This window comes from Nonomuraea roseola, assembly GCF_039535395.1.
In the GTDB taxonomy this organism is placed as follows: Bacteria; Actinomycetota; Actinomycetes; order Streptosporangiales; family Streptosporangiaceae; genus Nonomuraea; species Nonomuraea roseola.
Genome location: NZ_BAAAXC010000005.1, coordinates 764,677 through 787,983, shown reverse-complemented (window position 1 = coordinate 787,983; position 23,307 = coordinate 764,677). Strand labels below are relative to the sequence as shown.

The 23,307-nt window shown below is 69.5% G+C and carries 31 protein-coding genes, 1 pseudogene and 1 riboswitch; of the genes and pseudogenes, 15 read left to right on the top strand and 17 right to left on the bottom strand.

Annotated features, from left to right (window positions below):
• Nucleotides 1–198 precede the first annotated feature (198 nt).
• The 3 genes from ABFX55_RS05690 to ABFX55_RS05680 form a co-directional block, all read right to left on the bottom strand.
• Nucleotides 199–1,110: a hypothetical protein gene (locus ABFX55_RS05690; protein ID WP_346118263.1), complete on the bottom strand. Its 912-nt coding sequence runs from the start codon at nucleotides 1,108–1,110 to the stop codon at nucleotides 199–201.
• Nucleotides 1,103–1,888 carry a DUF6345 domain-containing protein gene (locus ABFX55_RS05685; protein ID WP_346118261.1) on the bottom strand — a complete coding sequence of 262 codons (786 nt, stop codon included), beginning with the start codon at nucleotides 1,886–1,888 and terminating at the stop codon, nucleotides 1,103–1,105. The genes ABFX55_RS05690 and ABFX55_RS05685 overlap by 8 nt, the downstream gene beginning before the upstream one ends.
• Before the next feature lie 173 nt (nucleotides 1,889–2,061).
• A complete protein-coding gene (locus tag ABFX55_RS05680; RefSeq protein WP_346118308.1) occupies nucleotides 2,062–2,310 on the bottom strand; it encodes an ATP dependent DNA ligase in 249 nt (82 codons plus the stop codon).
• Between the two features lie 59 nt (nucleotides 2,311–2,369).
• On the opposite strand from ABFX55_RS05680, the gene ABFX55_RS05675 reads away from it, so the two are divergent.
• Complete coding sequence (locus ABFX55_RS05675) at nucleotides 2,370–2,861, top strand: recombinase family protein (protein ID WP_346118259.1); 492 nt, start codon at nucleotides 2,370–2,372, stop codon at nucleotides 2,859–2,861.
• A gap of 169 nt (nucleotides 2,862–3,030) precedes the next feature.
• On the opposite strand, the gene ABFX55_RS05670 is transcribed toward ABFX55_RS05675, so the two are convergent.
• Nucleotides 3,031–3,246 carry a hypothetical protein gene (locus tag ABFX55_RS05670; protein WP_346118257.1) on the bottom strand — a complete coding sequence of 72 codons (216 nt, stop codon included), beginning with the start codon at nucleotides 3,244–3,246 and terminating at the stop codon, nucleotides 3,031–3,033.
• Nucleotides 3,243–3,704, bottom strand: a complete 462-nt coding sequence (locus tag ABFX55_RS05665) for a DoxX family protein (RefSeq protein ID WP_346118255.1) — start codon at nucleotides 3,702–3,704, stop codon at nucleotides 3,243–3,245. Before ABFX55_RS05665 ends, ABFX55_RS05670 begins: the two co-directional genes overlap by 4 nt.
• Before the next feature lie 90 nt (nucleotides 3,705–3,794).
• On the opposite strand from ABFX55_RS05665, the pseudogene ABFX55_RS05660 reads away from it, so the two are divergent.
• From ABFX55_RS05660 to ABFX55_RS05645, 4 genes and pseudogenes are all read left to right on the top strand, one after another.
• Nucleotides 3,795–3,965: pseudogene (locus ABFX55_RS05660) on the top strand (TetR/AcrR family transcriptional regulator); the annotation flags it as partial.
• A 30-nt stretch (nucleotides 3,966–3,995) separates the two neighbouring features.
• Nucleotides 3,996–4,355: a TetR-like C-terminal domain-containing protein gene (locus ABFX55_RS05655; RefSeq protein WP_346118254.1), complete on the top strand. Its 360-nt coding sequence runs from the start codon at nucleotides 3,996–3,998 to the stop codon at nucleotides 4,353–4,355.
• Between the two features lie 258 nt (nucleotides 4,356–4,613).
• Complete coding sequence (locus tag ABFX55_RS05650) at nucleotides 4,614–5,207, top strand: TetR/AcrR family transcriptional regulator (protein WP_346118252.1); 594 nt, start codon at nucleotides 4,614–4,616, stop codon at nucleotides 5,205–5,207.
• Nucleotides 5,204–6,040 carry an alpha/beta fold hydrolase gene (locus ABFX55_RS05645; RefSeq protein WP_346118250.1) on the top strand — a complete coding sequence of 279 codons (837 nt, stop codon included), beginning with the start codon at nucleotides 5,204–5,206 and terminating at the stop codon, nucleotides 6,038–6,040. Before ABFX55_RS05650 ends, ABFX55_RS05645 begins: the two co-directional genes overlap by 4 nt.
• A gap of 22 nt (nucleotides 6,041–6,062) precedes the next feature.
• Here ABFX55_RS05645 and ABFX55_RS05640 read toward each other — a convergent pair whose 3' ends face one another.
• From ABFX55_RS05640 to ABFX55_RS05630, 3 genes are all read right to left on the bottom strand, one after another.
• Entirely contained in the window at nucleotides 6,063–7,259 is a 1,197-nt protein-coding gene (locus ABFX55_RS05640; protein ID WP_346118248.1) for an MFS transporter, read from the bottom strand.
• Nucleotides 7,256–7,393 carry a hypothetical protein gene (locus ABFX55_RS05635; RefSeq protein ID WP_346118247.1) on the bottom strand — a complete coding sequence of 46 codons (138 nt, stop codon included), beginning with the start codon at nucleotides 7,391–7,393 and terminating at the stop codon, nucleotides 7,256–7,258. The genes ABFX55_RS05640 and ABFX55_RS05635 overlap by 4 nt, the downstream gene beginning before the upstream one ends.
• A 113-nt stretch (nucleotides 7,394–7,506) precedes the next feature.
• Nucleotides 7,507–8,484: an NAD(P)/FAD-dependent oxidoreductase gene (locus ABFX55_RS05630; protein ID WP_346118245.1), complete on the bottom strand. Its 978-nt coding sequence runs from the start codon at nucleotides 8,482–8,484 to the stop codon at nucleotides 7,507–7,509.
• A 93-nt stretch (nucleotides 8,485–8,577) separates the two neighbouring features.
• On the opposite strand from ABFX55_RS05630, the gene ABFX55_RS05625 reads away from it, so the two are divergent.
• Together ABFX55_RS05625 and ABFX55_RS05620 are read left to right on the top strand one after the other, a co-directional pair.
• Complete coding sequence (locus tag ABFX55_RS05625) at nucleotides 8,578–9,177, top strand: helix-turn-helix domain-containing protein (protein WP_346118244.1); 600 nt, start codon at nucleotides 8,578–8,580, stop codon at nucleotides 9,175–9,177.
• 69 nt (nucleotides 9,178–9,246) lie between these two features.
• Nucleotides 9,247–9,525, top strand: a complete 279-nt coding sequence (locus tag ABFX55_RS05620) for a hypothetical protein (protein WP_346118242.1) — start codon at nucleotides 9,247–9,249, stop codon at nucleotides 9,523–9,525.
• A 185-nt stretch (nucleotides 9,526–9,710) separates the two neighbouring features.
• Here the strand turns inward: ABFX55_RS05620 and ABFX55_RS05615 are convergent, their stop codons facing one another.
• From ABFX55_RS05615 to ABFX55_RS05600, 4 genes are all read right to left on the bottom strand, one after another.
• Nucleotides 9,711–9,857 carry a hypothetical protein gene (locus ABFX55_RS05615; RefSeq protein ID WP_346118240.1) on the bottom strand — a complete coding sequence of 49 codons (147 nt, stop codon included), beginning with the start codon at nucleotides 9,855–9,857 and terminating at the stop codon, nucleotides 9,711–9,713.
• A 6-nt stretch (nucleotides 9,858–9,863) separates the two neighbouring features.
• Nucleotides 9,864–10,838: a trypsin-like serine peptidase gene (locus tag ABFX55_RS05610; protein WP_346118238.1), complete on the bottom strand. Its 975-nt coding sequence runs from the start codon at nucleotides 10,836–10,838 to the stop codon at nucleotides 9,864–9,866.
• 82 nt (nucleotides 10,839–10,920) lie between these two features.
• The gene (locus tag ABFX55_RS05605) at nucleotides 10,921–11,085 is read right to left on the bottom strand and encodes a hypothetical protein (protein WP_346118237.1); all 165 of its coding nucleotides are present in this window, start codon (nucleotides 11,083–11,085) and stop codon (nucleotides 10,921–10,923) included.
• A gap of 167 nt (nucleotides 11,086–11,252) precedes the next feature.
• Entirely contained in the window at nucleotides 11,253–11,759 is a 507-nt protein-coding gene (locus ABFX55_RS05600; RefSeq protein WP_346118235.1) for a winged helix-turn-helix transcriptional regulator, read from the bottom strand.
• A gap of 203 nt (nucleotides 11,760–11,962) precedes the next feature.
• Between ABFX55_RS05600 and ABFX55_RS05595 the strand changes: the two genes are divergently transcribed.
• Entirely contained in the window at nucleotides 11,963–12,907 is a 945-nt protein-coding gene (locus ABFX55_RS05595; RefSeq protein ID WP_346118233.1) for a DUF899 family protein, read from the top strand.
• Here the strand turns inward: ABFX55_RS05595 and ABFX55_RS05590 are convergent.
• Nucleotides 12,867–13,808, bottom strand: coding sequence for an AraC family transcriptional regulator (locus ABFX55_RS05590; RefSeq protein ID WP_346118231.1), 942 nt, complete (start codon nucleotides 13,806–13,808; stop codon nucleotides 12,867–12,869). The genes ABFX55_RS05595 and ABFX55_RS05590 overlap by 41 nt on opposite strands.
• An 81-nt stretch (nucleotides 13,809–13,889) precedes the next feature.
• Here ABFX55_RS05590 and ABFX55_RS05585 point away from each other — a divergent pair, with 81 nt between their 5' ends.
• From ABFX55_RS05585 to ABFX55_RS05570, 4 genes are all read left to right on the top strand, one after another.
• The gene (locus tag ABFX55_RS05585) at nucleotides 13,890–14,723 is read left to right on the top strand and encodes a Rossmann-fold NAD(P)-binding domain-containing protein (RefSeq protein WP_346118229.1); all 834 of its coding nucleotides are present in this window, start codon (nucleotides 13,890–13,892) and stop codon (nucleotides 14,721–14,723) included.
• Nucleotides 14,724–14,837: 114 nt separating this feature from the next.
• A riboswitch (ZMP/ZTP riboswitch) is annotated at nucleotides 14,838–14,920 on the top strand.
• Between the two features lie 14 nt (nucleotides 14,921–14,934).
• Nucleotides 14,935–15,801: a bifunctional 5,10-methylenetetrahydrofolate dehydrogenase/5,10-methenyltetrahydrofolate cyclohydrolase gene (locus ABFX55_RS05580; protein WP_346118228.1), complete on the top strand. Its 867-nt coding sequence runs from the start codon at nucleotides 14,935–14,937 to the stop codon at nucleotides 15,799–15,801.
• 118 nt (nucleotides 15,802–15,919) lie between these two features.
• Nucleotides 15,920–16,096 (top strand): hypothetical protein, encoded by a 177-nt coding sequence (locus ABFX55_RS05575; RefSeq protein ID WP_346118226.1) that lies wholly within the window; start codon nucleotides 15,920–15,922, stop codon nucleotides 16,094–16,096.
• A 231-nt stretch (nucleotides 16,097–16,327) separates the two neighbouring features.
• Nucleotides 16,328–17,245: an aminoglycoside phosphotransferase family protein gene (locus ABFX55_RS05570; RefSeq protein WP_346118224.1), complete on the top strand. Its 918-nt coding sequence runs from the start codon at nucleotides 16,328–16,330 to the stop codon at nucleotides 17,243–17,245.
• Nucleotides 17,246–17,570: 325 nt separating this feature from the next.
• Here ABFX55_RS05570 and ABFX55_RS05565 read toward each other — a convergent pair whose 3' ends face one another.
• Entirely contained in the window at nucleotides 17,571–18,389 is an 819-nt protein-coding gene (locus ABFX55_RS05565; protein WP_346118223.1) for a S1 family peptidase, read from the bottom strand.
• Nucleotides 18,390–18,718: 329 nt separating this feature from the next.
• Nucleotides 18,719–19,903: an MFS transporter gene (locus ABFX55_RS05560; protein WP_346118221.1), complete on the bottom strand. Its 1,185-nt coding sequence runs from the start codon at nucleotides 19,901–19,903 to the stop codon at nucleotides 18,719–18,721.
• Between the two features lie 129 nt (nucleotides 19,904–20,032).
• Here ABFX55_RS05560 and ABFX55_RS05555 point away from each other — a divergent pair, with 129 nt between their 5' ends.
• On the top strand, nucleotides 20,033–20,383 hold the full coding sequence (locus tag ABFX55_RS05555; RefSeq protein WP_346118219.1) for an ArsR/SmtB family transcription factor: 351 nt from the start codon (nucleotides 20,033–20,035) through the stop codon (nucleotides 20,381–20,383).
• Nucleotides 20,384–20,648: 265 nt separating this feature from the next.
• On the opposite strand, the gene ABFX55_RS05550 is transcribed toward ABFX55_RS05555, so the two are convergent.
• Nucleotides 20,649–20,921, bottom strand: coding sequence for a transposase (locus tag ABFX55_RS05550; protein ID WP_346118306.1), 273 nt, complete (start codon nucleotides 20,919–20,921; stop codon nucleotides 20,649–20,651).
• 117 nt (nucleotides 20,922–21,038) lie between these two features.
• The gene (locus ABFX55_RS05545; protein WP_346118218.1) at nucleotides 21,039–21,596 is read right to left on the bottom strand and encodes a TetR/AcrR family transcriptional regulator; all 558 of its coding nucleotides are present in this window, start codon (nucleotides 21,594–21,596) and stop codon (nucleotides 21,039–21,041) included.
• Between the two features lie 412 nt (nucleotides 21,597–22,008).
• Between ABFX55_RS05545 and ABFX55_RS05540 the strand changes: the two genes are divergently transcribed.
• Nucleotides 22,009–22,656, top strand: a complete 648-nt coding sequence (locus tag ABFX55_RS05540; protein ID WP_346118305.1) for a CatB-related O-acetyltransferase — start codon at nucleotides 22,009–22,011, stop codon at nucleotides 22,654–22,656.
• Nucleotides 22,657–22,889: 233 nt separating this feature from the next.
• Nucleotides 22,890–23,279, top strand: coding sequence for a PPOX class F420-dependent oxidoreductase (locus tag ABFX55_RS05535; protein WP_346118216.1), 390 nt, complete (start codon nucleotides 22,890–22,892; stop codon nucleotides 23,277–23,279).
• Nucleotides 23,280–23,307 lie beyond the last annotated feature (28 nt).

The window sequence follows — 23,307 nt, the reverse complement described above, 5'->3', positions numbered from 1 at the left end:
CGACCAGGCGTGCGTGCGCGCGGCCGGAGCGCCCAGGCGCTGCAGGGGACCGCCTCCGACCTGGCCCGCCTGGCCGACCGCCCCGAGGGCTCCTGCACGATGGGCGAGATGTTCGGTGACCGTGGCGATGGCCTCGCTGCCGGGTTTGACGTAGCCGCCGCCGGTGTTCTCGACTGGGACGGCCCTTGGAGCGCCAGGTCAGGTCCGCGCCGCCTCATGTGGCGGGGCGGCCGCGATGCGACTGAGCGACTCGTATGCCGCCACCGCTCCGGGAACCACTACAAGGCGACTCATCGTCGTGTCCCCACGGGCTCGTAGCGCCGCCACGTACACAGGCTGGAGAAAGCCCTGCGGGCGCCGTTTGGGAAGTGAGAAGTACCCGACGGCGAACAGTTCGGGCTCATATTCATCGATCTCCGGCAGGTGGCCTGGCGTGTTCACGGCGAGCTCGGCGAGCACACAGCGAACCGCGTCGTTCGGCTCGATCAACCTCACGTGATCGACTGCCTCCGTGATCCGCTCCCGCCAATCGACTCCGACGGACTCGACCAGATCGTTGGCCGCCAGCTTCACGAACACCGATGCACGTCCCCATACGGGAAAGTCGTCTACGTAGCGACGGAATGCCGACACCACTCGACATACAACCGGCTTTCCGACGTCTCCCCGCTGTGTCATCCCTTGGGCGTTGATCTGCCACAGTCGCTCCACCTCGATCCGTTCACCGCTCACAGGACGCGTCGGTATGTCAAGCCCTTCTATGACCTCGGTGGCACGCTCGATGACCCGCTCATGGTCGACCTGCGATCCGAAGGTGTGAGATACCGGTTCCAGCCGCCGCGCGATCATCATCGCGCCGGACGCGTGGTAGATCTTCACCGTCCCGCCCTCAGGCAGTCGAATCACCGTGCTGTCCGTGCGGTGGCAGAGGTCGATGCGTGGCGCATCGCGATCGATCGGTGTACCGAGGACGCGTCCACCCCATTGGTGTGCCCGCTCGACGAGTTCGGTGACGCTCGGCTGCCTCAGCTCGTAAACCGGTGCGTGCTCGGCATGATGTGTGAGCTTTTCGAGCAGCGCATCGGCAAGCGACTCGTTCATCTCAGACATGATTCAGCACCCTCCACCCGCCGCCGGATACGCGAATGTCGAGAGGAAGCACGAAAACCCAGCTGAGCCAGTATTTGTCCCGAGGGCGGACGTCTCCCACCACGACGCCATGTCCCCATACGTGATCACGATTCATCGTGGTGTTCGACCAATCGATGTTGCCGCCGTTCCATGTGCTTTGCCTCTCGGACGCGACCACGGCGGCATGGTTGTTCACCCACCAGTCGGATACCCCGTCGATCCAGGAGCCGACGACGGAGTATCCGTCTGTGAGATTGTCGGCGACGTCCTCGCCGACCTCGTCCGTGGTGATCCCATCCCACATGTCGCCCCAGGATCCGCAGAAATGATGGAGACGCTGAAAGACGTCCCAGTGGCTTGTCGGGTCTTCAATGTCGATGGTGTGACAGCCATAGATGAAGAGCCATTCGATGAATCGGTCCCCCAGGCGCCACATGTCCGACCTTGCCTCCCAGCTGTCGGCTTTCGTGTTGTAGAGAAGAGAGGCCACCCCGTTGTTCATTCGTCCATGCGTCAGGATGAAGAAGACGTCGACGTCATCGGACCAGTTGCCGTCCGCGCCCCCCAGGTCCGAGCTACGGAGATCGGTCTCCCAGCATGCGTCGTTAGCCCAGTAGAACGCCCGGGTGTGTCCGGCATCACGCAGCTGCCGGTCGAAGCCGTTGCAAATGTTGAATACATAGGTGAGGTCACCAGCTCGATAACCAGCCGCTCGCGCAGCGCCGAACCGTCGGACGCCTTCGATTCCATAACGCACCGCTCTCCCCTCCACTTCGTGTCCGTTTGCAAGTCGTCTGGGAAAGCACAGCACTCCCTCGCGATGAACTACCCGCCGGGCCCCACCGTCCCTCTCCTCATTTGGGCAAGGTTCGATGATCTGATATTCGTATGGACCGCTGACCTGCGACTTCGTCCTTTGTTGCTCACGCATCAGCCTGCGTGGCGCCGACCGATCGGCGCCACCTTGGCCGTAGACCAGTCTGTGCGCAGCCCTCGCCAGGAAGGATGTCGCAGGCGGCCGTCGAGCGGGCGCTCAACGCAGCGGACCTCGCCCACCAGGACCGGCCGCACCCTCCGGGCGGCCTGCGCATGCTCTGCCGGGATCGGCCCCACGAACGGGCTGGTCTTCTGCTCCAGCGCGATCAATCGCGCGGCCAGGTCGACGCGCATCTGGTCGATGAGCCCGGAACGTGGGCGGGGTACTCGATCAGCTGATGGGTCGATAGGCGGGGGTCTTCGTGGAAGGCCATGATCTCGAAGTGGTCCGGCAGGTGAGTGAGTACCGCGTGGGCCAGTGTGCCGGTGCAGCCCTCAAGGCGGAGTCCGCGCACGACGGGGCGTGTGTCGCCGGTCAGCGTCTCTTGCAGAACCTGACCGATCGCCGCGAGCCCGGCCGCCCCGGCGGACCAGCCGCCGGATGTCATCTCCACCAGCCGCGCCGAGCGGCCCAACTGGCCACGACCGTGGCGAGCTTGGAGCCGGGCGACGCGCTGGTCATCACCAAGCCTGACCGGGTTGCCCGCAGCATGAAGGAACTGCTGGTCTTCCTCGAAGAGGAGCTCGCCACCGCGCACGCCGCGCAGGTCGAGGCCATCACCGCCCGGGCCGAGCGCGCAAAGCAACAGCCGACCAGGCTTTGTGATCTACACCTGGATCTGGTGGGGGCGGAGCCAGCGTTTCCAGTAATGGCTGCTGCGGGCGCGTGTTTGGTGTTGTCGCCGACGCTGTGACCAGGCCGAGAGCTCGTTGGAGGGTCGGGTCGAGGAGACGGGTGGCGGCGCTCAGGTGTGCCAGGAGACGGCGGATCTCGGCGGGTATGAGGCGGACCAGGCCGGTTGGGCTTTTGGGGCGTGGGCGGCAGCGACAGTCGGCCCCTGGCCGCGCCTGTCGTGGCCGTCTTCAGCTCAGAGTGCGGTCCAGCGTCGTGCCCGGCAACCCCCCGCTTGCGGCCGTGGCGGCCACGTTCATCGCCCGCTCGGCGATGGCCAGCGCGGCGGCCAGGCGCTCACGTTCGCTGCCGGCCAGGGTGTTCTCGCCGAGCTCCTTCTGGACGCCACTCCTTTGATCGTCTTGGGCCGTGTGGGCGAAGCTGGTGATGATCGGGGCGTAGCTCACACGGCCGCTGCGACGGCGGCGGCGATGAAGAGCACCTGCAGGGCCGTACGGGTGGGCAGGGTAGTCACCGGTTTGCCGGCCAGGGTGAGACCGCGGCGGGCCGCCGAGACGTTGGCCGGGAACATGGCGATCATGAGGAGTGCCAGCCCGATCGCGGCGTACGGCGCGACCGGCGAGAGCAGCAGCCCGGCGGCGCCGGCCAGCTCCAGGACGCCGGTGAGGGTGACCAGCATGGCCGGGTGCGGGAATGCCGGCGGGATCATCGCGACGAAGTCGCGGCGCCATGAGGGCAGGAAGTGCGGCACGCCGGTGAAGACGAACATCAGGGCGAGAGCGCCGCGTAGTGCGGGTTGCCAGGCGTCCAGTGCGTCGATACCGGCCAGGCCGATCAGCCGCAGGACGACGAAGCCGCCGGTGAGGGCGATGAACGGAACCATCCCGTCCTCCAATCTTGTCATCGGCAAGATTGGAGGAGACTGGCTATCTTGTCAATGTCAAGATAGGGTGAGGTCGTCACGCGGAAGCACTGGAGCTCGGAGGTGAGGTAGATCAACCAACCGGCCTACCACCACGGCAACCTGAGGCGCGTCATCATCGACGCCGCCCTTCAGGCCATCAGCGAATCCGGCCCCGCGGGGTGGAGTCTGCGTGAGCTGGCCCGGCGGGCGGGCGTCTCACACGCCGCCCCCGCCCATCACTTCGGTGACAAGCAGGGCCTGCTGACAGCCGTGGCCGCCGAGGGTTTCGCGATGTTCGCCGACACCCTCGAGCGATCTGCCGCTGACGTGTGGGAGGTCGGCGTTGCCTACGTCCGCTTCGCCATCGACCATCGGCCCTATTCCGAGGTGATGTTCCGGCCCGAGCTGTACCGCGCCGACGATCCCAGCATCACATCCGCGCGTGAGCGCGCCGCCAATGTGCTCGTCGCCAGCGCCGGCACGCTGTCGCCGAGCCCGGCGCACGACCGGATGACCACGATCGCCGCCTGGTCGCTGGCTCACGGCTTCGCCAGTCTGTGGCTGAGCGGAGCTCTGCCTGAGAGCGCCGACGGCGATCCTGAGGCCCTTGCCCGCTCGATGATCAGGTTCATCTTCGGCGCCTTGCGCTGAGGATCGGGCGGCCCGCGGGCAGCCTGTGCGGACCTGTATTCTGCGCCTCCAGCCGGCGCGGGGCACTTACCTGCGGGAACTGCCTCGCGCTTGGCGAGACCTCTGCAGGCTCGCTCATGGGGGACACCTCTCCGCCGCCCACGCGGCAACACCAGCGAACAGCGGCATGGGGCTCGTTTTGCAATCCTTCGACCTCAAGGTTTAGCCTAATAGCATTAGGTTGAAATTAAGTGGTTCTAGGAGAAGGGTGGTACGCGCATGGCGCGGGCCGGGTTGACGGCGGACCGGGTGACGCTCGCCGGTGCCGAGTTGGCGGACGAGGTCGGGCTCGACCACGTGACCATGTCGGCGGTGGCGCGGCGGCTCGGGGTGAAGGACGCGAGCCTGTATGCGCACGTGCGCAACCTGGAGGACCTGCGCGGGCGGATCGCGCTGCTGGCGGCGGACGAGAAGACCATTCGCATCGCCGAGGACACCGCCGGGCGGGCAGGGAAGGACGCGCTGGTGGCGTTCGCGAACGCCTATCGGGCGTATGCCCACGACCACCCTGGCCGGTACACGGCGACGCAGATCCCGATACAGATCGATCCGGAGCTCGCCGCCCGGGCACCCGGGCCGCGGCGTGCGGTCGAGCTGACCTACGGCATGCTGCGCGCCTATGCGCTGGACGAGCCCGACCTGACCGACGCGGTACGGCTGGTGCGCAGCACGCTCCACGGCTTCATCAGCCTCGAGGCCGCGGGCGGATTCGCGCACGCGCGCCCAGCAGAGGACTCCTGGGTCCGCTGCCTCGACGCCCTGCACACCCTCCTGGAGCGCTGGCCCGCACACCATGAAGGAGACCCGACATGACCGACCCGACCGTTGGCCGCCTGCGCGTGGACGGCGCCACCCTGCACTACGAGGTGCGCGGAAGGGGACCACTCCTGCTGCTGATCCCCGGCGGCACGGGTGGCGCGGCCTCCTTCGACGGTGTCGCCGACGATCTGGCCGACGATCACACGGTCGTCTCCTACGACCCGCGCGGCCTGTCCCGCAGCCCGCTGGACGACCCGGAGGTCCGACAGCGGGTGGCGCAGCATGCCGACGACGCGTTGCAGCTGCTGGAGCTGCTGTCTCCAGACGCACCCGCCCGCGTGGTCGGCTGCAGTTCGGGCGCGATCGTCGCGCTGCACCTGCTCACCACCCATCCCGAGCGGATCGAACGCGTCGTGGCGCACGAGCCGCCGGTGGTGGAGGTCCTGCCAGACGCTGCCGAGCATCGCGCGCTGCTCGCCCGCGTCCAGGACACGTTCCGCAGGGACGGGCTGATGCCCGCGGCGGCCGAGTTCGCGGCCGGACTCAGGCGGCCCGGCGCCGATCCCGTCGACGCCCAGGCGGCCACGGAGCTGCCGCCGCAGGCGACGGCCCGAGCTGAGCGAACGATGGCGGACATGCCCTACTTCCTCGGGCGTGTCGTGCCGAGCTTCATGGCCTATGTCCCGGACGTGGATCGCCTGGAAGCTCTGTCGGACCGGCTCGTGCTCGCGGGCGGAGCGGACTCGCGCGGTGAACTGCCCTACCGTCCCGCCGCCTTCCTGGCCGAGCGGTTCGGCACGGAACTCATCCACTTCCCCGGCGGCCACACGGGTCTCAGCACGCACCCCGCCGCGTTCGGTGCGCTGCTCCGCAAGGTGCTGAGCTAGCGATGTTCCCGCTTCGACGCTCTCAAGCCCGCCGGGACGACATCATCCTGTCGAGCAGGACGGGCACGATCGTTATCGCGGCCAGGCCCGCACCGAGCCACGGGATGACGGTGATCCCTGCTCCGGCATTGAGCGCGGCGGCTGCCAGTACAGGAACGAGGCTGATGCCGAGCTGGAAGGCGGAGACGGTGGTCGCCCCCGCGAGCGTGGGCGCCTGGGACGCGATGGCGAACACGCGCCCGTAGATGGCCGGGTTCAGCACGAATCCGGCGACGCCGAGAAGCAGGACCAGAGGGACGACGGCCAGCGGGTGCCGAGCGAGTACGGCGAGCAGAACGGAGCAGGCCGCGATCCCGAGCGCCCCCGCCAGGAGCGCGCGGGTGGGCAACCTGTCGGCGATCCTGCCCCCGATGGACAGGCCGATCAGGGCGCCGACGCCGAACAGGGTCAGGATCGCAGGAACCCATACCCCGGGTATGCGGGTGACGTCGGTCAGGAACGCCGCCAGGTAGTTGAACGAGATCATGTAGGCGGCGGTGCTCAACAGGGTGACGGCGTAGACCACCCACAGCTGGGGCCGCCTCATCGTGCGAAACTCGCTTCTCACGCTGGCCTCGGCGCGCACGCTCGTGGCGGGCAGCGCCACGAGCGTCAAGACCGCGCTGGCGACGGTGACGGCGGCCACGGCCCAGAAGCCACCGCGCCACCCGGTGTAGTAGCTGAGCAACGCGCCGGCCGGGCCACCGGCGATCATCGCGAGGCTGAGCCCGCTGACGACGACGCCGGAGGCGCGGGCGGTACGGTCGGACGGGACCAGGCTGATCGCGGTGACCGCCGCGACCGCCCAGAATCCCGCGTAGGCGAGACCGCACAGGAAGCGCGTGGCCAGGAGCACCGCGTAGCTGTCGGTGAGGATGCCGATCGCCACACAGGCGGCGAAAACCACCTGCGTGACCACCAGCGTCGTCCGCCGCGGCCAGCGGAGGGTCATGATGGCCAGGGGCGGCCCGCCGACGACGACGCCGGCGGCGAACGCCGAGATCAGCGCTCCGGCGGAGGACAGCGTGATCTGCAGGTCGTCGGCGACGGCCGGCAGAACCCCTGCGAGCAGGAACTCCGCGCTGCCCATCGAGAACAGGCTGAAGGACAGCAGGTAGACCCCCAGAGGCAGCCTGCCGCGGGCGGCCGGTGCCTGCTGGATCGTGGCCTCGGCGCTCATCGGTCCATACCCCCGTCGCGCAGCATCGAGGTGAGACCGTGGTGCGGCACGTGCTGGGGAGTCGTGCCTGTCCACGAGCCGAGGGGGCGGCCTCCGGCGTACATGACGAAGGCGGGGAAGGTCTGCTCGGGCATGAGTGAGTCTCCTTTGCGGGGTGAGGGTGAGGTGGCGGGTCGGGGCTGCGCTCGCGCGCCGGTGCCCGCGTGAATGTGGCGGCGGGGGAGTGCCGCCGGGCTACGCCGGCCGGCTACCTGCTGGCGGCGGCCGAGGCGCGGTGCTGCTCGACGGCGTGGCGGACGTCCTCGTCCACCAGGTCGGCGTTGATGGCGAAAGCGGCGGCCGATCCCATCCCTGCGGCGGTGACGACCTGGGCGCGCGGGTCGATGACGTTCCCTGCGGCCCAGACCCCAGGGACGCTGGTACGGCCCGTGCGGTCGGTGGTGATCCAGCCGGTGTCGTCCTTGGCGCAGCCGAGGCGGGTCAGCAGCCCGTCGTGCGCCACCGTCCGCGGGAAGAGGAAAGCGGCGGTGCGGGGGAGTACGCGACCGTCGGCGAGCTCGATGCCGCGCAGCCGGCCTCCTTCGACGACGAGGTGGTCGATCTTTCCCTCGACGATGCGCAGACCGCGCCCCTCCAGGCGCTCCCGGTCCTCCGCCGTCAGGTCGAGGGTGTGCGGGAGGAAGATCACGTCGTCGCTCCACTGGCGCAGGAGCAGGGCCTGGTGCACCGCCCCCGGATGCGTGCCGAGTACGGCGAGCGGCTGGTCGCCGACCTCGTAGCCGTGGCAGTACGGGCAGTGCAGCACGTCCTTGCCCCACCGCTCGCGCACCCCCGGGATGTCAGGCAGCTCGTCGCGCAGGCCGGTGGCGACCAGGACACGGCGGGCGTCCAGCACGGGGCCGCCCTCCAGTCGGACGGAGAAGCCGTGGTCGATGTCCTCCACGCGGCCCCTGACGAGGCGCACGCCGTACCGGGCGATCTCGGCTCGCCCGAGCTCCAGCAGCGTGGCCGGTGGCAGGCCGTCGCGGGACAGGAAGCCGTGCATGTGCGCGGCCGGGGCGTTGCGCGGCTGCCCGGCGTCGATCACGACCACCTTGCGCCGCGCGCGACCCAGGAGCAGGGCGGCGTTCAGACCGGCCGCTCCTGCGCCGACCACCACCACGTCGTGTCTCTCGTCGGCCGCAGGCCGCGCGTCGGCGTCATAACTGTTCATCGCCTTGTTCATGACGATCACCTCCGGCCCCGATGGTGCGTCCCGCCCGGAGCCGGTGACAACTTCTGTTGCCATTTCTGGAACAGTGGAGGTGGAATGGGACCCATGGAACAGCAGCCCTCGATAAGCGCCACGCTGGCTCAGGTCGGCGCCCGCCTCAGGCGTATACGCACCCAGCGTGGAGTGTCCCTGTCTGCACTGGCCGAGGCCACCGGCATCAGCAAGAGCACGCTCTCGCGGCTGGAGTCGAACCAGCGCCGCCCCAGCCTGGAACTCCTGCTGCCGATCGCGCAGGCGCACCAGGTGCCACTGGACGAGCTGGTCGGCGCGCCGGAGGTCGGCGACCCGCGCATCCGCTGCAAGCCCCTCGTCCGCAACGGGCGGACCGTACTGCCCCTGACCACCCAGCCGGGCCCCCTGCAGGCGTGGAAGTCGATCATCCCTGCCGAGCAGAACCAGCCGCGGCCGATCACGCACGAAGGCTACGAATGGATGTACGTCCTGTCCGGACGCGTGCGGCTCATCGTGGCCGACCACGACGTGATCATGGGACCGGGCGAGGCCGCCGAGTTCGACACCCGCCTGCCGCACTGGTTCGGCCCCGCGGGCGACACGCCCGTGGAGGTCCTCAACCTGTTCGGCCGCCAGGGCGAACGCATGCACGTGCGGGCCAAACCCCGCGCCCACCAGGACACAGCCTCCTAGCGCAGCGCAGCTCGGCTTGCACCATAGTCAGATCATCGGCATATATCGTCCGCATGAAGAAACAGGTCGATGCAGGAACCGACGTTCCTGATCCTGACGGCTCTTGCTGCCGGGCCGCAGCACGGCCACGGCATCATCACCGATGTCCTGCGGCACGAGGAGGAGATGCCGGCCGTGCTGCTGGCGGCCTCGACTCCGGGCCAGAGCAGCCCGGCCTGGCGGGACGCGTTCGACCTGGCGCGCGGCGGCCTGGCGATCCGGCGCGCGTCCTGCTCCTGGCCGCCTTCGGTACGGTGGCCGTGCTGGCGTTGCGCTCCTCCGCTGGTCGCCGGACGGCCGCCATCCTGACGCCGTTCCTCGTCGTCGCTGTCAGGCGTGGTTCGTCGGCCTGGCCGGCCTGACGGCGGTCACCGTCGCGACGGCGGCGCTGCTCGGTGTCACGGCGTGGCTGGCCCGCACCGGGAACCCGCCTGACGCCCCGTATTCCAGGAGCATCGCCGAGGTGGAGAACGTCCGCCGCGTGGGAGCCTCCGTTACCGGTGCGAGCCGCCCATCACCGCCACCGCCGCTGACCTGAGGCGCTCCTCGACCTGCGACCTGTCGGAGGCGACCTGCAGGTCGAGGTGCTCCTCGATCGCGTTCTTCGCCGGCCGCCGCGGAAGGTTCACCGCGCCGGACACAGGACCTCAACCCTGGTTGGCTCCGCGCTCGCCGGCGATCTCCCAGAGCCGTCTGGCGTTGTCACCGAAGAAGGGACCGAAGACTGTTTCTCCGATGTAGCCTTCGCTGGTCACCGTCGTGACATACCCCCACATGCGGTCGTTGCGGTAGTCGTACATCCATGGTCCGCCGCTCGCGCCGTGCTGCGCGATCTGCGGGCAGTCGTCCACGCGGTTGTTGCCGAAGATGGCCATGACGGTGTCGCTGCAGTTGTACTGCCAGCCGCCCTCACTCGGCGGGATGCCCGGATAGCCCCACAGAGAACCGGTGTAGCTGGTGGTGCGGTTGAACGACATGCCGTTGAAACCTGTGACGTCACCGAGCACGGCGCCGTCGCCGCGCGGCCAGACGCTGGCGAAGGCGTAGTCGTAGCCGGACTTGCCTTCCTGGCTCCAGCCCTTGTAGACGTGCATCCAGGCGACCGTCCATGAGCCGTACGACGGGTCGGGCTGATGGTTGTAGTACGGCATGTAGATCATCAGACGGGCCCAGCCGCGGCCGGGGCCGTCGTGGACGCAGTGGCCGGCGGTGGCGATGACGTTGCGCGCAGGACCCGGCACCGCGCCGGCCGAGCAGCTGAAATCGCGGCCTTCCGAGTCGACACCGAAGATCTTGCCGACCGTCGGGGTGGCGAAGAACGCCAGCGAGCCGACCGGGGAGGGCGCCGTCGGCCGGGCGGGTGCGGCGCCGGCCACGGTCACCTCGCGGCCGACTGCCTCGACCGTCTGGCCGGAGGCGCCGCGGACCGCGCCGTCGACGATGTCCTTCGGCGTGGCCCGCGCCATGCGTTCCTGGGTCCAGTAGGCGCGAATCGATTCCGGTGTGCCGAGTCGCACGCTGTCGACCGTGGCCGGGTCGCCGCCGGCGGTGGCAGGGACCGGGAGCGCGGTCAGCGTTGCGGCGAGGAGTAACGTGCCCAGGAGCAGGCGGAGATTTCTCATGACACGGTACTAACGATCATTACTGTGATCTCGGTTGGAACCGGCTGCAAACGTGTGCCTGCGACGCCACGCTGGCCAACTGCTACAACCCCTGGGACAGGCGGGCGTGGAGGGTGTGGTCCGCGCCGCCGAGAGTGCCGCGGAAGACCAGGTCCTGCCGGGGCTGGTCGCCGACGGTGAAGGTCTCGCTGGGCAGCAGATCGTCACCCGAGGTGACGTCGTCCTCCCAGCGCTCGACGGTCCACACGGGGCGGCCGGCGCCGCCGTCCAGCGGTGGAAGGGTTTCATGGGGCGCGAGGCGGGGCCGCGCGCCCTGGATCTGGCTTGCCGGTCAGTGGGGGACAGGCATACCTCGATCGCCGGAGGTCTGGGCGGCGTCTGCGCCTGCCGAAAGGGACCGAGGTGCTCGCACGATCAGGTGGACTTGTTGAGCGCCGCGGCGTACGCGGTGTCCATGCGGGCGCGTACGGTCGGTCCGTCCGGCGGTGGCCGGTGCCGGGCCTGTGATCCGAGGTGGGTCTCGCGTAGTTCGTCCATGTACGCCTCCCATAGTGGGGGTCCACCGCTGACGAGCACCCGCGCGCGGGCGGCGAACTCGTCGGCCACCTCAAGATGTTCGATTCCCCATGCGCTGAGCTGGGCGAAGACCGGGACCAGCTGGATGGCCTGCTCGGTCAGGGAGTAGATGGTCTTCTGCTTGTGGGCGGGGTCGTCGCTCTTGGTGAGCAGGCCGTGTTCGACGAGCGTGGCGAGCCGGTCGGCGAGGATGTTGCTGGAGATCCGCTCCGGGCCGGCGAGCAGCTCACGGAAGTGGCGGGAACCGACGAAGATCACGTCACGCAGGACGAGCAGCGTCCAGCGGTCGCCGAAGATCTCCAGCGACAGGTTGACCGGACACCTCGACCGGACGTCCCTCCGCATGGATTCACCTCCGATTCCATTGTCGAACTGGTTGTGTTCTTGTACCAGCACTTTCTAGGCTAGAAGCGGTTGCAAAACAATAGCGGTTGTGTTTTGCCAGCGAAGCAACTGAGGGGGCAGACCCGGCGGGAACAGCATGAGGAACCAGGCTGTCGCCTCAGCGGACGGGAGAACCGACATGACCACGGTGAGAGGAGACAGCCATGGAGAAGGAAACAACGAACCACGGCGGGCCCTCCGGCTGCTGCGCGGCAGGGTCAGCCTCGCCGCCGTCGGCCACGGCCGGCGCCACCGACGCACCGGGCCTGCCCGCGGCCGTCGACCGGGCCACCTTCCAGGCCGAGCTGGACAGGCTGCGGGCTCGGGAGAAGGCGCACACCAGGGAAGGCGACGCGATCGCCGCGTCCCGACGCCGCCTGCCCATGGTCGAGGTAGACGCCGGCATCGCGCTGATCGGGCCCAACGGGCCGACCACTCTGCTCGACGCGTTCGAAGGGCGCCGGCAGCTCATCGCCTACTACTTCATGTGGTACCCCGGGAACCCCGCGGCCGAGCAGTGCGAGGGCTGTACGTGGTGCGCCACCCAGGTCGCGGAGCTGTCCTACCTTCATTCTCGCGACATCACCTACGCGGTCTTCTGCCAGGGGCCGTACGACGAAAGCGCCCGCTACCACGACTTCATGGGCTGGGACGTGCCGTGGTACTCGGCGCAGGACTCCCTCGACACGCTCCTCGTCGGACGCCACATCGGCATGATGCACCTCGTGTGCTACGTACGGGACGGTGACCGCGTCTTCGAAACCTACTGGACGACCCGCCGCGGCGTAGAGGTGATGGACTACAGCTACGCGCTCATGGACCTCACCGTGTACGGACGTCAGGAGCCGCAGGAGGACTCGCCTCCCGGCTGGCCACAACCGTGGGGGGGCCGGCTCCAGCAGTGTCACGCGGATCAACGGACGCCCCATCGCCCACTGGTCGCGCCTCGAGGCCGGCCGCTCCGACGACCTCACGGCCGGGCCCTGATCGTCAGTGGGAAGGAGTGCTCCTCAACGCCGAGCGCGGCTTCCTCCGGGGAACGCCGGGGTGTCGTCTCCCGCACCGTGCTCACTGCGCCGGCGCGGCGCTGCGATGCTCCTGCGGACTGATGCCGTACACCCGCTTGAACGCCGAGCTGAGGGCGAACCCGCTGCCGTAGCCGACCTGCCGGGCGACGGCGTTCAGCGTGGCGTCAGATTGGCGCAGCAGGTCGGCGGCCAGGGCCAGGCGCCACTCGGTCAGGTAGGTCATCGGCGGCGTGCCGACGGTGTTGCGGAAGCACTCGGCCAGCGTCGCCCGTGACACGCCGACCTCGGCGGCGACCCGCGCCAGCGTCCAGTCGTTCGCCGGGTCCTCGTGGAACAGGCGCAGCGCCTCGCCGGCCACCGGGTGGGTGTAGGCCCGGTACCAGGCCGGGGCCTCGGTCTCGGGCCGGTCGAACCACACCCGCAGCACCGAGATGAGCAGCAGGTCGAGCAGGCGGTCGAGCATCACGCCCTGGGCCGCCCCCTGTTTGGTGACCTCGCCGGCCAGCACCGGGATGAGCGTCGAGTCCCACGTGTCTTCGGACACGACCAGCAGCGGCGGCAGCACGTCGAGCAGGCGCTGGCCGACGGCGCCGACCTCCTCGTACACGCCGAGCAGCAGCTGCACCGACCCGTCGGGGTTGCTGCCCCACGTGCGCACCCCCAGCGCCATCCGCTCGCGCAGCTCGACGCCCTCGGGCGTGACGCACTGCTGGCCGGGGTGCACGATGACCTGCGGCGGGGTCGCCCTGTCGTCGCTCATCACGTAGGGGTCCGGCCCACGGACGATGGCGACGTCACCCGGGCGCAGCCGCACCGGCTCGCCGTGGTCGGGCTCGAAGCACGCTTCGCCGCTGAGCATAACGGCGAGGCACAGCGGCGAGCCGTCCTGGACCCGGATCGACCATGGGGGGTCCAGCACGATGCGGAGGAGGAAGGCGCCGCTGGCCCGCGGCCCCTCGAGCAACCCTGCGAGTGCGTCCACCCGCTCAAGAGTAGACGATCGGATATGCATTCCGGCATCTCAGCCATGGACCATCCAGATGGTGCCATCCAGGCTGTAGCCATGACTACAAACGAGCACACGACGTTGGTCCTCGGTGGTACCGGCCGGGTCGGCCGCAGGGTGACGCAGAGGCTGATCGAGCGAGGCGTGAACGTGCGGGTCGGCTCCCGCACCGGGGAGCCCCCGTTCGACTGGGAGGACCCCTCAACCTGGGCCGGCGCCGTCGCCGGCGTCAAGTCGGCCTACCTGATGTACTACCCCGAGGTCGAGTGGCCCGGCGCCGGCGACGCCATCGCCGCCGTGGCCCGGCTGGCGGTCGACGCCGGCGTCGAGCGCCTGGTCCTCCTGTCCGCCCGCAACCAGGACGAGGCCGCCCGGTGCGAGGACGCCGTGACGAGCCTCCCGGTGGAGTGGACCATCGTCGCCCCGGCCTCGTTCAACCAGAACTTCGACGAGGGCGTGTTTCTCGAGCCGCTGCGCCACGGCGTGCTGGCTCTGCCCGCCGGCGACAACGCCGACCCGTTCATCGACGCCAACGACATCGCCGACGTCGCGGTGGCGGCCCTCACCGAGGACGGCCACGTGGGGGAGCGCTACGAGCTGACGGGCCCCCGCCTGTGGACCTTCGCCGAAGGCGTCGGGGAGATCGCCCGGGCGACGGGCCGCGAGCTCCGCTACGTGCCGATCACCCGGGACCAGTTCGCCGACACAGTCGTCAACGACGGCGCCCCGCGCGAGTTCGCCGAGCCGCTGGCCACGCTCATCTCCGAGTTCTTCGACGGCCGGAACAGCTCGCTGGCCGACGGCGTCGAGCGTGCCCTGGACCGCAAGCCCCGCGACTTCGCGGACTGGGTGGCCGAGCTCGCCCCCACCGGCGTGTGGGACGCCGCCTAGATGAACGCTGCTCGATTACGGGGCCAACCCGCGTCGGCCGATGCCCAGGGCCGGCGGCGCGGGGGCTCCGCACACGGAGGTGGGGGTCGCGGCATCTTCGAATGCCGGGCATCCTAGAGGGAGCGCGACTGGCGGCAAGAGGATGGAATCGACCATCGGGGAGCTCGTCGTGGAAGCCGACCGCCTGGGCGACCACTCCTCGAGGAGACGTATGTCCAGCACACGCCTGCTGCCCGGCGGTCCGGTCGCCGAGAGCGTACTCAACGACGTGGCCGCCCGCGCCGCCGTACTGACAGAGAAGGGCGTCACCCCGTCCCTGGCCACCATCCTCGTCGGCGACGACGACGCCAGCGCCGGATACATCCGCATCAAGCAGCGTCAGGCCGCCGAGCTCGGCTTCGACTCGCCGCACACGCACCTGCCCGCCGACGCCACCCAGGCCGACCTGCACGCCGCCATCGCCGCCCACAACGACGACCCGGCGGTGCATGGGCTGCTGGTGCAGTACCCGGTGCCAGGGCACCTCGACTACGACGCCGCGCTCCAGGCCATGGACCCGGACAAGGACGTCGACGGGATGCACCCGCTCAACATGGGCCGCCTGGCCCTCGGCATGCCGGGCCCGTTGCCGTGCACGCCGGCGGGCATCGAGGCCCTGCTCGCGTACTACGACATTCCGGTGTCCGGGCGCGAGGTCGTCATCCTCGGCCGCGGCGCCACCCTCGGACGGCCCCTGGCCATGCTGCTCAGCCAGAAGCGCCCGACGGCCAACGCCGCCGTCACCGTGGTCCACACCGGTGTGCCCGACTGGGCGCGCTACACCCAGCGAGCCGACATCCTCATCGCCGCGGCGGGCGTGCCGGGCATCATCCAGCCCGAGCACGTCAAGCCGGGCGCGGTCGTGGTCGGCGGCGGGGTCCGCTACGAGGGCCGCCGCCTGCTGCCGGACGTGGACGAGTCGGTCGAGAGCGTGGCGGGCGCGATCACGCCGCGCGTGGGCGGGGTGGGGCCCACCACGGTCGCGATGCTGTTCCGCAACGCCATCACGGCGGCGGAACGTGCGGTGGCGGGCGCCTGAGGCGTGGCCTGTGGGCCATGGTTCACGCCTCGACGTCGTCCCGGCTGGCCGAGCGACGCCTACCGGCTGGCTGCCGGTGCCGCGCGGCCGTCGGCGGCGTCCCCTACCATCGCTGGCCATGAAGATCACCGACACGACGGATCGTGCCGTCTCGGACGCTCTGGGCGCACAGGACCGGGTGCTTCCGAAGGTGCCGATGCCGTCGTACGGCGGGATCAGCTCGCACGACCGGCCGTCCGTGGCGTTCAGCGCGCTGCGAATCGTCACGACGGGGATCGACCGCGAGATCTGGTGACGGTCAGCGGGTGCGCGGACATCCAGGATGGAGACGTGTGGAAGCGAGAAGATCCCTGTATGGCGGCTTGGTGTTCAAGCTGTCGCCGGACTACCGCGATGTCAGTCGTTCGTTGGCCCTACGTATGTGATGGGTTGTGCCGCAGGCAGGTCTGCGCCGGGAATGTCGGTCAGAATGACAGCGCCGCTGTGCTGGGGCCGGCCTGCTGCCATCCGGCTACTGTTGCTCCGCATGACTCACACTGAGATCGAGATCAGCGCGGAGTTGGTGCGGGATTTGCTGCGTGACCAGCACCCCGACCTGGCCGATTACCCTGTGCGGCTCGGCGCGCGTGGCTGGGACAACCAGCTGTGGCGGCTCGGCGACGACCTCGCCGTCCGGTTGCCCTGGGCGACGCAGGACGCAGACGCGCTGCTGCGAAAGGAGCACACCTGGCTGCCCGCTCTCGCCCCGCGCCTTCCTCTGCCGGTTCCCGTCCCGCAGCGCCTCGGCGAGCCCTCCGCTCTGTTTCCACGACCTTGGATCGTCACCACCTGGGTGCCGGGCGAGCCTGCCGACCGCGCCCCCGTCACGCGCGCCGCGGAGGCTGCCGACGCCCTGGCCGGTTTCCTGACGGCTTTGCACCAACCCGCCCCCGAACAGGCTCCCGCAGGGCGGGACCGCGGAGGGTCGCTGGCCGACTACTCCGAGGGGTTCGTCAAGGGGCTCGCCTCGGCCACCGAGATGGGGCTGATCCCCGACCCAGACGCCGTCCGCGCGGTCTGGGACGACGCCGCCGCCGCGCCTGACTGGACGGGCCCGGCGCTTTGGCTCCACGGCGACCTGCATCCGGCCAACGTCCTCACCGAGGACGGCACCATCTGCGGCGTGATCGACTTCGGAGACCTCTTCGCCGGCGATCCGGCCGGCGACCTCGCCGCCGCCTGGAACCTGCTGCCGGACGGCGCCGCCGACCGCTTTTATGACGCCTACCGGCCGGCCCCGGACGCCGCGACCCTGCGCCGCGCACGCGGATGGGCGGTACGCCGCGCTCTCGGCGGCATCCATATCGGAGAAGCCGGCGTCCGCGGCCGCCCAGGAGGCAAGGCCACGTGGGGCCCACCCGCCCACGCCGCACTGCGACGCCTCATCGCAACGGCCCACCGCTGATCAACCGCTTCCCACTCGCTCCGTGCCTTCGAGCCGGGCATGGTCATGCTCGGCATGCTGGGGTTACTTGCCTGACATGGCTTCACGGCCCATGCGGCTGACCAGCACGTTCGCTTGACAACCCCAGACAACGATGGATGCAGGGTGCGGATGCCATGGCGTCATACCGCTGATGAGGCGGGGAGACGCGCATTTCGTCGCCTCGCCATGGTGCGCGCGGGAACGCCCGGCCGGGAGGGCAGACCTCGCCCTCCAAGCCGGACCCGCACCTCGTGGGCCACCCGTGGGCAGGCCCGGTCCGTCTCCTGGCCTGCCGGGCCGCGACTCAGCTGTTCGCGCGGATGGTCTTGTTGATCCATTCGCTGTAGGCGGGCACGTTGGTGTAGAGGCCGGGACCCTGCTCGCAGGAGGGGCTCTTGGCGCCGGGGCCGGAGGTGACGCCGATCAGCTCCCAGCGTCCGCCGCGGCCGCGCTGGATCTGGGGGCCGCCGGAGTCGCCGTTGCAGGCCATGGCCTTGGGCTTCTGGCTGACCGTGCACAGGCGGGTGTCATCGGCGAAGCCGGGGCCGCACTCGGAGACCGCGCCGCGGCGGGTGTCGAGCTGGCGCAGTTCCTTGGCCATCTTCCAGTCAGCCGGATTGGTGCTGAACTTGGTGATGCCGAAGCCGATGATCCGGGTCGGCGTGCCGGGCTTGCCCGCCTGGTCGGCGATCTTGATGGGCGTGATGCTGACCGGGCGGTCCAGGCGGACCAGCGCGATGTCGTTCTTGTTCGGCGAGTGCTGGGCGTAGTCCGGGTGCAGGAACGCCTGCGCGATCTTGCGGACGGTTCCGCCGGACTTCCGCTTGTCGCTGCCGACGCGCACCGTCCCCTCCGGGATCGAGCCGATCTCCATGTCGAGGCAGTGCGCCGCGGTCACGACCCACTGCGGGTTGATCAGGGCCGCGCCGCAGTTGCCGTCCATGAGGCCCATGAGAGGGGCCGTGGTCGGGATGGTCGCCATGAAGGGGTAGGACTCGGTGGGCTTGGAGCCGTTGATGATCGCTCCGGCGCTCCCGGCGGTGACCGCGAGGCAGGCCGCGCCGGCCAGCGCGACGACGGCGGAGCGGGAGACGATACGGCGGAACGAGGTGGTGCCAGACACGGGTGAAGCCCCTTCATCGGTTGTTTGTGACGTTATGAAGCTATATGTCTGGCTTTTTCGGGGCGATCATGCCAGCAGGCCTGCACGCGGTAGGGATAACCCCACCCGACCAGGGCGGATGCGCCCAACGGTGCGCGAACCACAGGGAGTCGGCCGCCCTCGCACCTGGCCAGGCCGAGCCCGCAAGATCTTCCATGGCAAGAACGGGCCGTTTGTTCGTGCTGAGCACGGTGGCGCCTGGCCGGCCTACATGTGTTGTGAAGACCGGTAGCGTTCGAGCCCCGAACCGGCCACGGCTCCGGGGCTCGTAGCGGGCCCCAACAGGGGCGTTACGCCTCGGCCTGCTCCGGGGTGGAGGGGGTCGGCAGAGGTGCTGCGGGCGCACGGTGGCGTGCGGTCGTCAGGTGGTAGAGCAGCGCCAGGGTCGTGACACCGGCGGCCGGCAGCCCCAGCGCGGTGGGCACGATGGCGAACCACTCCTGGGCCAGTCCGCCCAGGCCGCCGCCGAGGGCTATCCCGACGTAGATGGCCGAGGAGTTGAGGCCGAGCAGAACCGGTGCTGCGGCCGGACTGAGGGCGATGAGTCGGTGTTGCTGGGGCACGACGATGACGCCCAGGGCCGCACCCCAGATCGCGGCCCATGCCAGGGTGGACACGAGCGTGGCGGTCGCCACCGAAGTGAGGGCAAGGGCGACGGCGGCGATGGCGAGGGGTCCGGTCAACACGTGCGCGGGGTCGTGCCGGTCGACCAGCCGTCCGGCGATGACGTTTCCGGTCAGGATGCCGATTCCCCAGGCCAGCAGGATGACGGTGAGCAGCGATTCGGAGCCGCCGGTCGCATCCTGTAGGGCCGGGCCGATGTAGGTGTAGAGGGTGTAGGCGCCGAAGAAGACCAGCGTGGTGACGGCCAGCAGCGCGAGGACCCGGCCCTGCTTGAGCGGGCGCAGCCGGTCGCCCAGTGAGGCGGCGGGGAGCGTCACCTTGGGCAGGCCGGCGGCGATTCCGAGGATCGCGACAAGGCCGATCCCGGCGACGGCCCACAGGGTGATGTGCCAGTCGGTACGGCCGATCAGCGTGCCGAGAGGAAGGCCCAACGCCGTCGCCAACGTGAGGCCGCCCAACACGAAGGCCAGTGCCCTGCCTCGGCGTTCCGGGGGTGCGATGGCCCCCGCAGTGCTGGAGGCGGCGGAGTTGATCATCCCGGCCCCGACCGCGGTGACGATGCGAGCGATCATCACTATCTCGTAGCTGGTGCCCAGGGCGGTGACAGCGTTGCCGACCACGAAGACACTCAACGCGATCAGTAGCGCTGACCGCCTGTCCAGTCCACTGGTGAGCGCGCCCATGACGGGCGCCGACAGGGCCATCACCAGGGCGAACACCGTCACCAGCTGCCCGGCGGCCGGAGTGGAGACCTGCAGGTCGGTGGCGATGGCGGGGAGCAGACCCGCGATGACGTAGCTGTCGGTGCCGACGGCGAAGGTCGCCAGGGCCAGAGGAAGCAGTCGTTTCAACACCGGGTGGTGCCGCCTTTCCAGAGGAACCTCAGAAGTACCGGGCGGAAGCCTAAGCAATATATGGATGCTTGTCCATGTATCCATGGGTTGGTAGGGTGCGGGTTGTGCGGAACACGGGGGGCGGCGATGCGTGAGGTGTCACAGCCGGCGACCGAGGCCATCCGGCTGGTCGAGGTGCTGCGCGCTCTGGCCGATCCGGTGAGGCTGGACCTCGTCCTGCGGCTCGACCGGCTGGGCGAGGACTCCTGCAACGCGATCGGCGCCGAAATCGACGTGCATCAGACGACGCTGTCGCACCACTACCGGGTGCTGCGCGAGGCCGGCGTGACGTGGACGACTGTGCAGGGCCGATCCCGGCTGGTACGGCTGCGCAGACAGGACCTCGACGCACTGTTCCCCGGCCTGCTCGACTCTGTGCTGAGCGCACAGGGCCGAACCCGCGATACCGCGACCACCAACACTGTCGGGGCGCCGTAGGCGCGGGACTGCGGGAGCCGTGTTGGGTCGGGCCGGGGCGCCCTGTCGTGATCGCTCATGGTGGGTTCCCCGGCCCGTCCGCCGCACTCGGCGTGCGGTGTCTCCACGCACGGGCAGATCAGCCTCTCGACGACCTGGCGAAGTTGGACGGCGGTGACCGCCAGGACATCTGCATCTGGTTCCAAGCGGATTGCGTCCAGCAGGGCGGTCCAGGAAGTGCGGCCCGGCTCCAGCGCGGCCACGATCGAGTACGGCAACCCCGGGATCATCCGATGCTTGTTCTTGCCCCGGCCGTAGGTGTGGCAGAACGAGCGTCTCGGCACGGTGGCCGCGTCGGGCGCAGCCATGGTGAGACGTCGACGGCCAGCACGAGCCGCCCGTCGACGGCCCGCGGCAGCGGCAGCGCGGACAGGGCCATGCGTACCCGTGCGATGTTGAGTCGACCGTGGTCGAGCCCGTGGTGAAAAGCCCCGCGCCGGTGCTCAGGGGCCGGTGCCGGCCCGACCAGCGTCTGGACCGGCCCATCCGCGCACAGCACCGCGTCGGTCAGCTCGAACAACTCCTCGCCGCGACTCCGTCGGGCAGGCGAACGCGTAATAGATCGCCATCGACACCAAACAGGGCAAAGGCAAAGTTCAGAGGTTGCATCGCAACCTCAGGCGTCGCCGACCGGCGGTGACTTGACGAAGGCGCCGGCGGAGGCGGCGAGGACGGCGGTCCTGGCCGCCTCGTCGGGAAGGTCCGGGTCGGCTGGCGTACGGAGAAGTACCAACTGGTGGTACAGCGGCGCGGTGGCGGCGATGAGGAGTCGCCGCGCGTCGGTGTCCGGAGGGAGTTCGCCGCGGCGAACGGCTCGGCTGACGATGACCTCACAGCGGGCGTAGCGGTCCTCCCAGAGTCGCCGCACGCCGAGGGCGGCTTCTTCGGAGCGGAACGAGGCGGCGATCAGGGCCGTGGCGATCGACGGCCGCGCGGTCAGGGCCGCCTGGTTCTCGTGGTTCAGCGCCGCCAGGTCGCCGTGCAGGGAGCCGGTGTCCTGGGGCTGCCAGTCATCGTCACTCGTCGCCTCGAACAGGTCGGCGAGCAGGCCGCCGACATCTCGCCAGCGCCGGTACACCGTTGCGCGATGCACACCCGCACGGGCCGCGACCGCCTCCAGGGTGAGCTCGTCGTATCCGCGCTCACCGAGCTCCTCGCGCACCGCGTCAAGCACCTGCGCACGAATACGGGCAGTACGGCCGCCGGGGCGGCGTCGGGTCGGTGGCGTCGGCCGGGTGTCCTCCGGTCGTGGTGCTGGGGTGGTCATCGCTGGTCATCCGGTTTGCTCAGTGAACGGTGTCGTGGCAGGATCTTAATGTAGCAGCTGTCGCATTAGTGGACAGGGGGCGAGACGCTGCTGCTGTCCGGTGGACGGCCGGCCAGCCGGCATCGTGTGCCGGCCACGGTCGAACAGGCCGAGGAAAGCAGCCGCTCGGGCCGCGGGACCGGCCGGTCGTCAGCCACGATCGCCTGCCGTGTCGGCGCCGGCAGGGCGGCCATCCGGCCGTGCACGCGACTCCGGCGTCCCGCGCCAAGGCCTGACGTCTTCCAGGCCGCAGACAGCTTCAGGAAGGAAACGATTCGTGATGTCAGCTGTTCCCGCCGACCCGACCGTCGTGCATCCCATGCCCGAACAGCCGCGTCTGGTGCTGCTGAAGCCCCTGATCACCTCGCCGCTGATCGAGGTCGGGGAGTTCTCCTACTACGACGATCCTGATGATCCGACCGCCTTCGAGACCCGTAACGTGCTGTACCACTACGGGCCGGAGAGACTGGTCATCGGGAAGTTCTGCGCGTTGGGCGAGGGCGTGCGGTTCATCATGAACGGCGCCAACCACCGCATGGATGGCCCCTCGACGTTCCCCTTCCCCATCATGGGCGGTTCCTGGGCCGAGCACTTCGACCTCATCACCGGCCTGCCAGGACGGGGTGACACCGTGGTGGGCAACGACGTCTGGCTCGGTTATCGGTCCGTGGTGATGCCCGGCGTCCGCATCGGCCACGGAGCGGTCATCGCCTCCGGTTCCGTCGTCGTCGACGACGTCCCCGACTACGGCATCGTCGGCGGCAACCCGGCCCGTCTCATCCGCACCCGCTACAGCGACGAGGACGTCGCCCGGCTGCTGGCACTGGCCTGGTGGGACTGGCCGGCGGAGCACATCACGGGGCACGTGCGGACGATCATGTCGGGCAGCATCACCGGCCTGGAAGCCGCCGCCCCAGTCCACGAATGAGCGATCTTCCGTGTCCGCCAGCGGACGCTCTGCCGGCTGTCTCGGAACTCGATGTTTGAGGGGCCGGTGCCGGCACGACGCACCCCACCAGGTTCACGCATTCCGTCGCCGCTGGTCAGGCGAGGAAGTCGTAGGTGCTCACGTCGGGTGATGGCCGCGCAGGGCCGCTGGGATCATGGAAGGGCAAGCTCGCCGCAGCCGCCACCACAGGCGCAACGGAAGGACTGACACGTATGATCTTCACCCAAGCCGAACGCGACTACCTGGATTCGCAGCACATCGGGCGGCTGGCCACCGTCTCGCCCGACGGGCAGGTGCAGAACAACCCGACCAACTTCTTCCTCGATGCCGACACCGGCACGATCGTCATCGGCGGGGGCGCGCTGGGCAGGACGAAGAAGTTCCGGAACGTCCTGCAGGGCAGCACGGTCGCGTTCGTCGTGGACGACCTTGCGACGGTCGATCCGTGGACGCCCAGGGGCATCGAGATCCGGGGCAAGGCAGCGGCGCTGACCGACCACGAGCCGCCCCTGCCCGGCCTGTCTCGAGAGATCATCAGAATCACGCCCACCAAGGTCATCTCATGGGGGCTGGGCGGGCCGCGAGCGAGCCGTACGGTATGACGCACCGCTCCGAAGGCGCGGCATGACG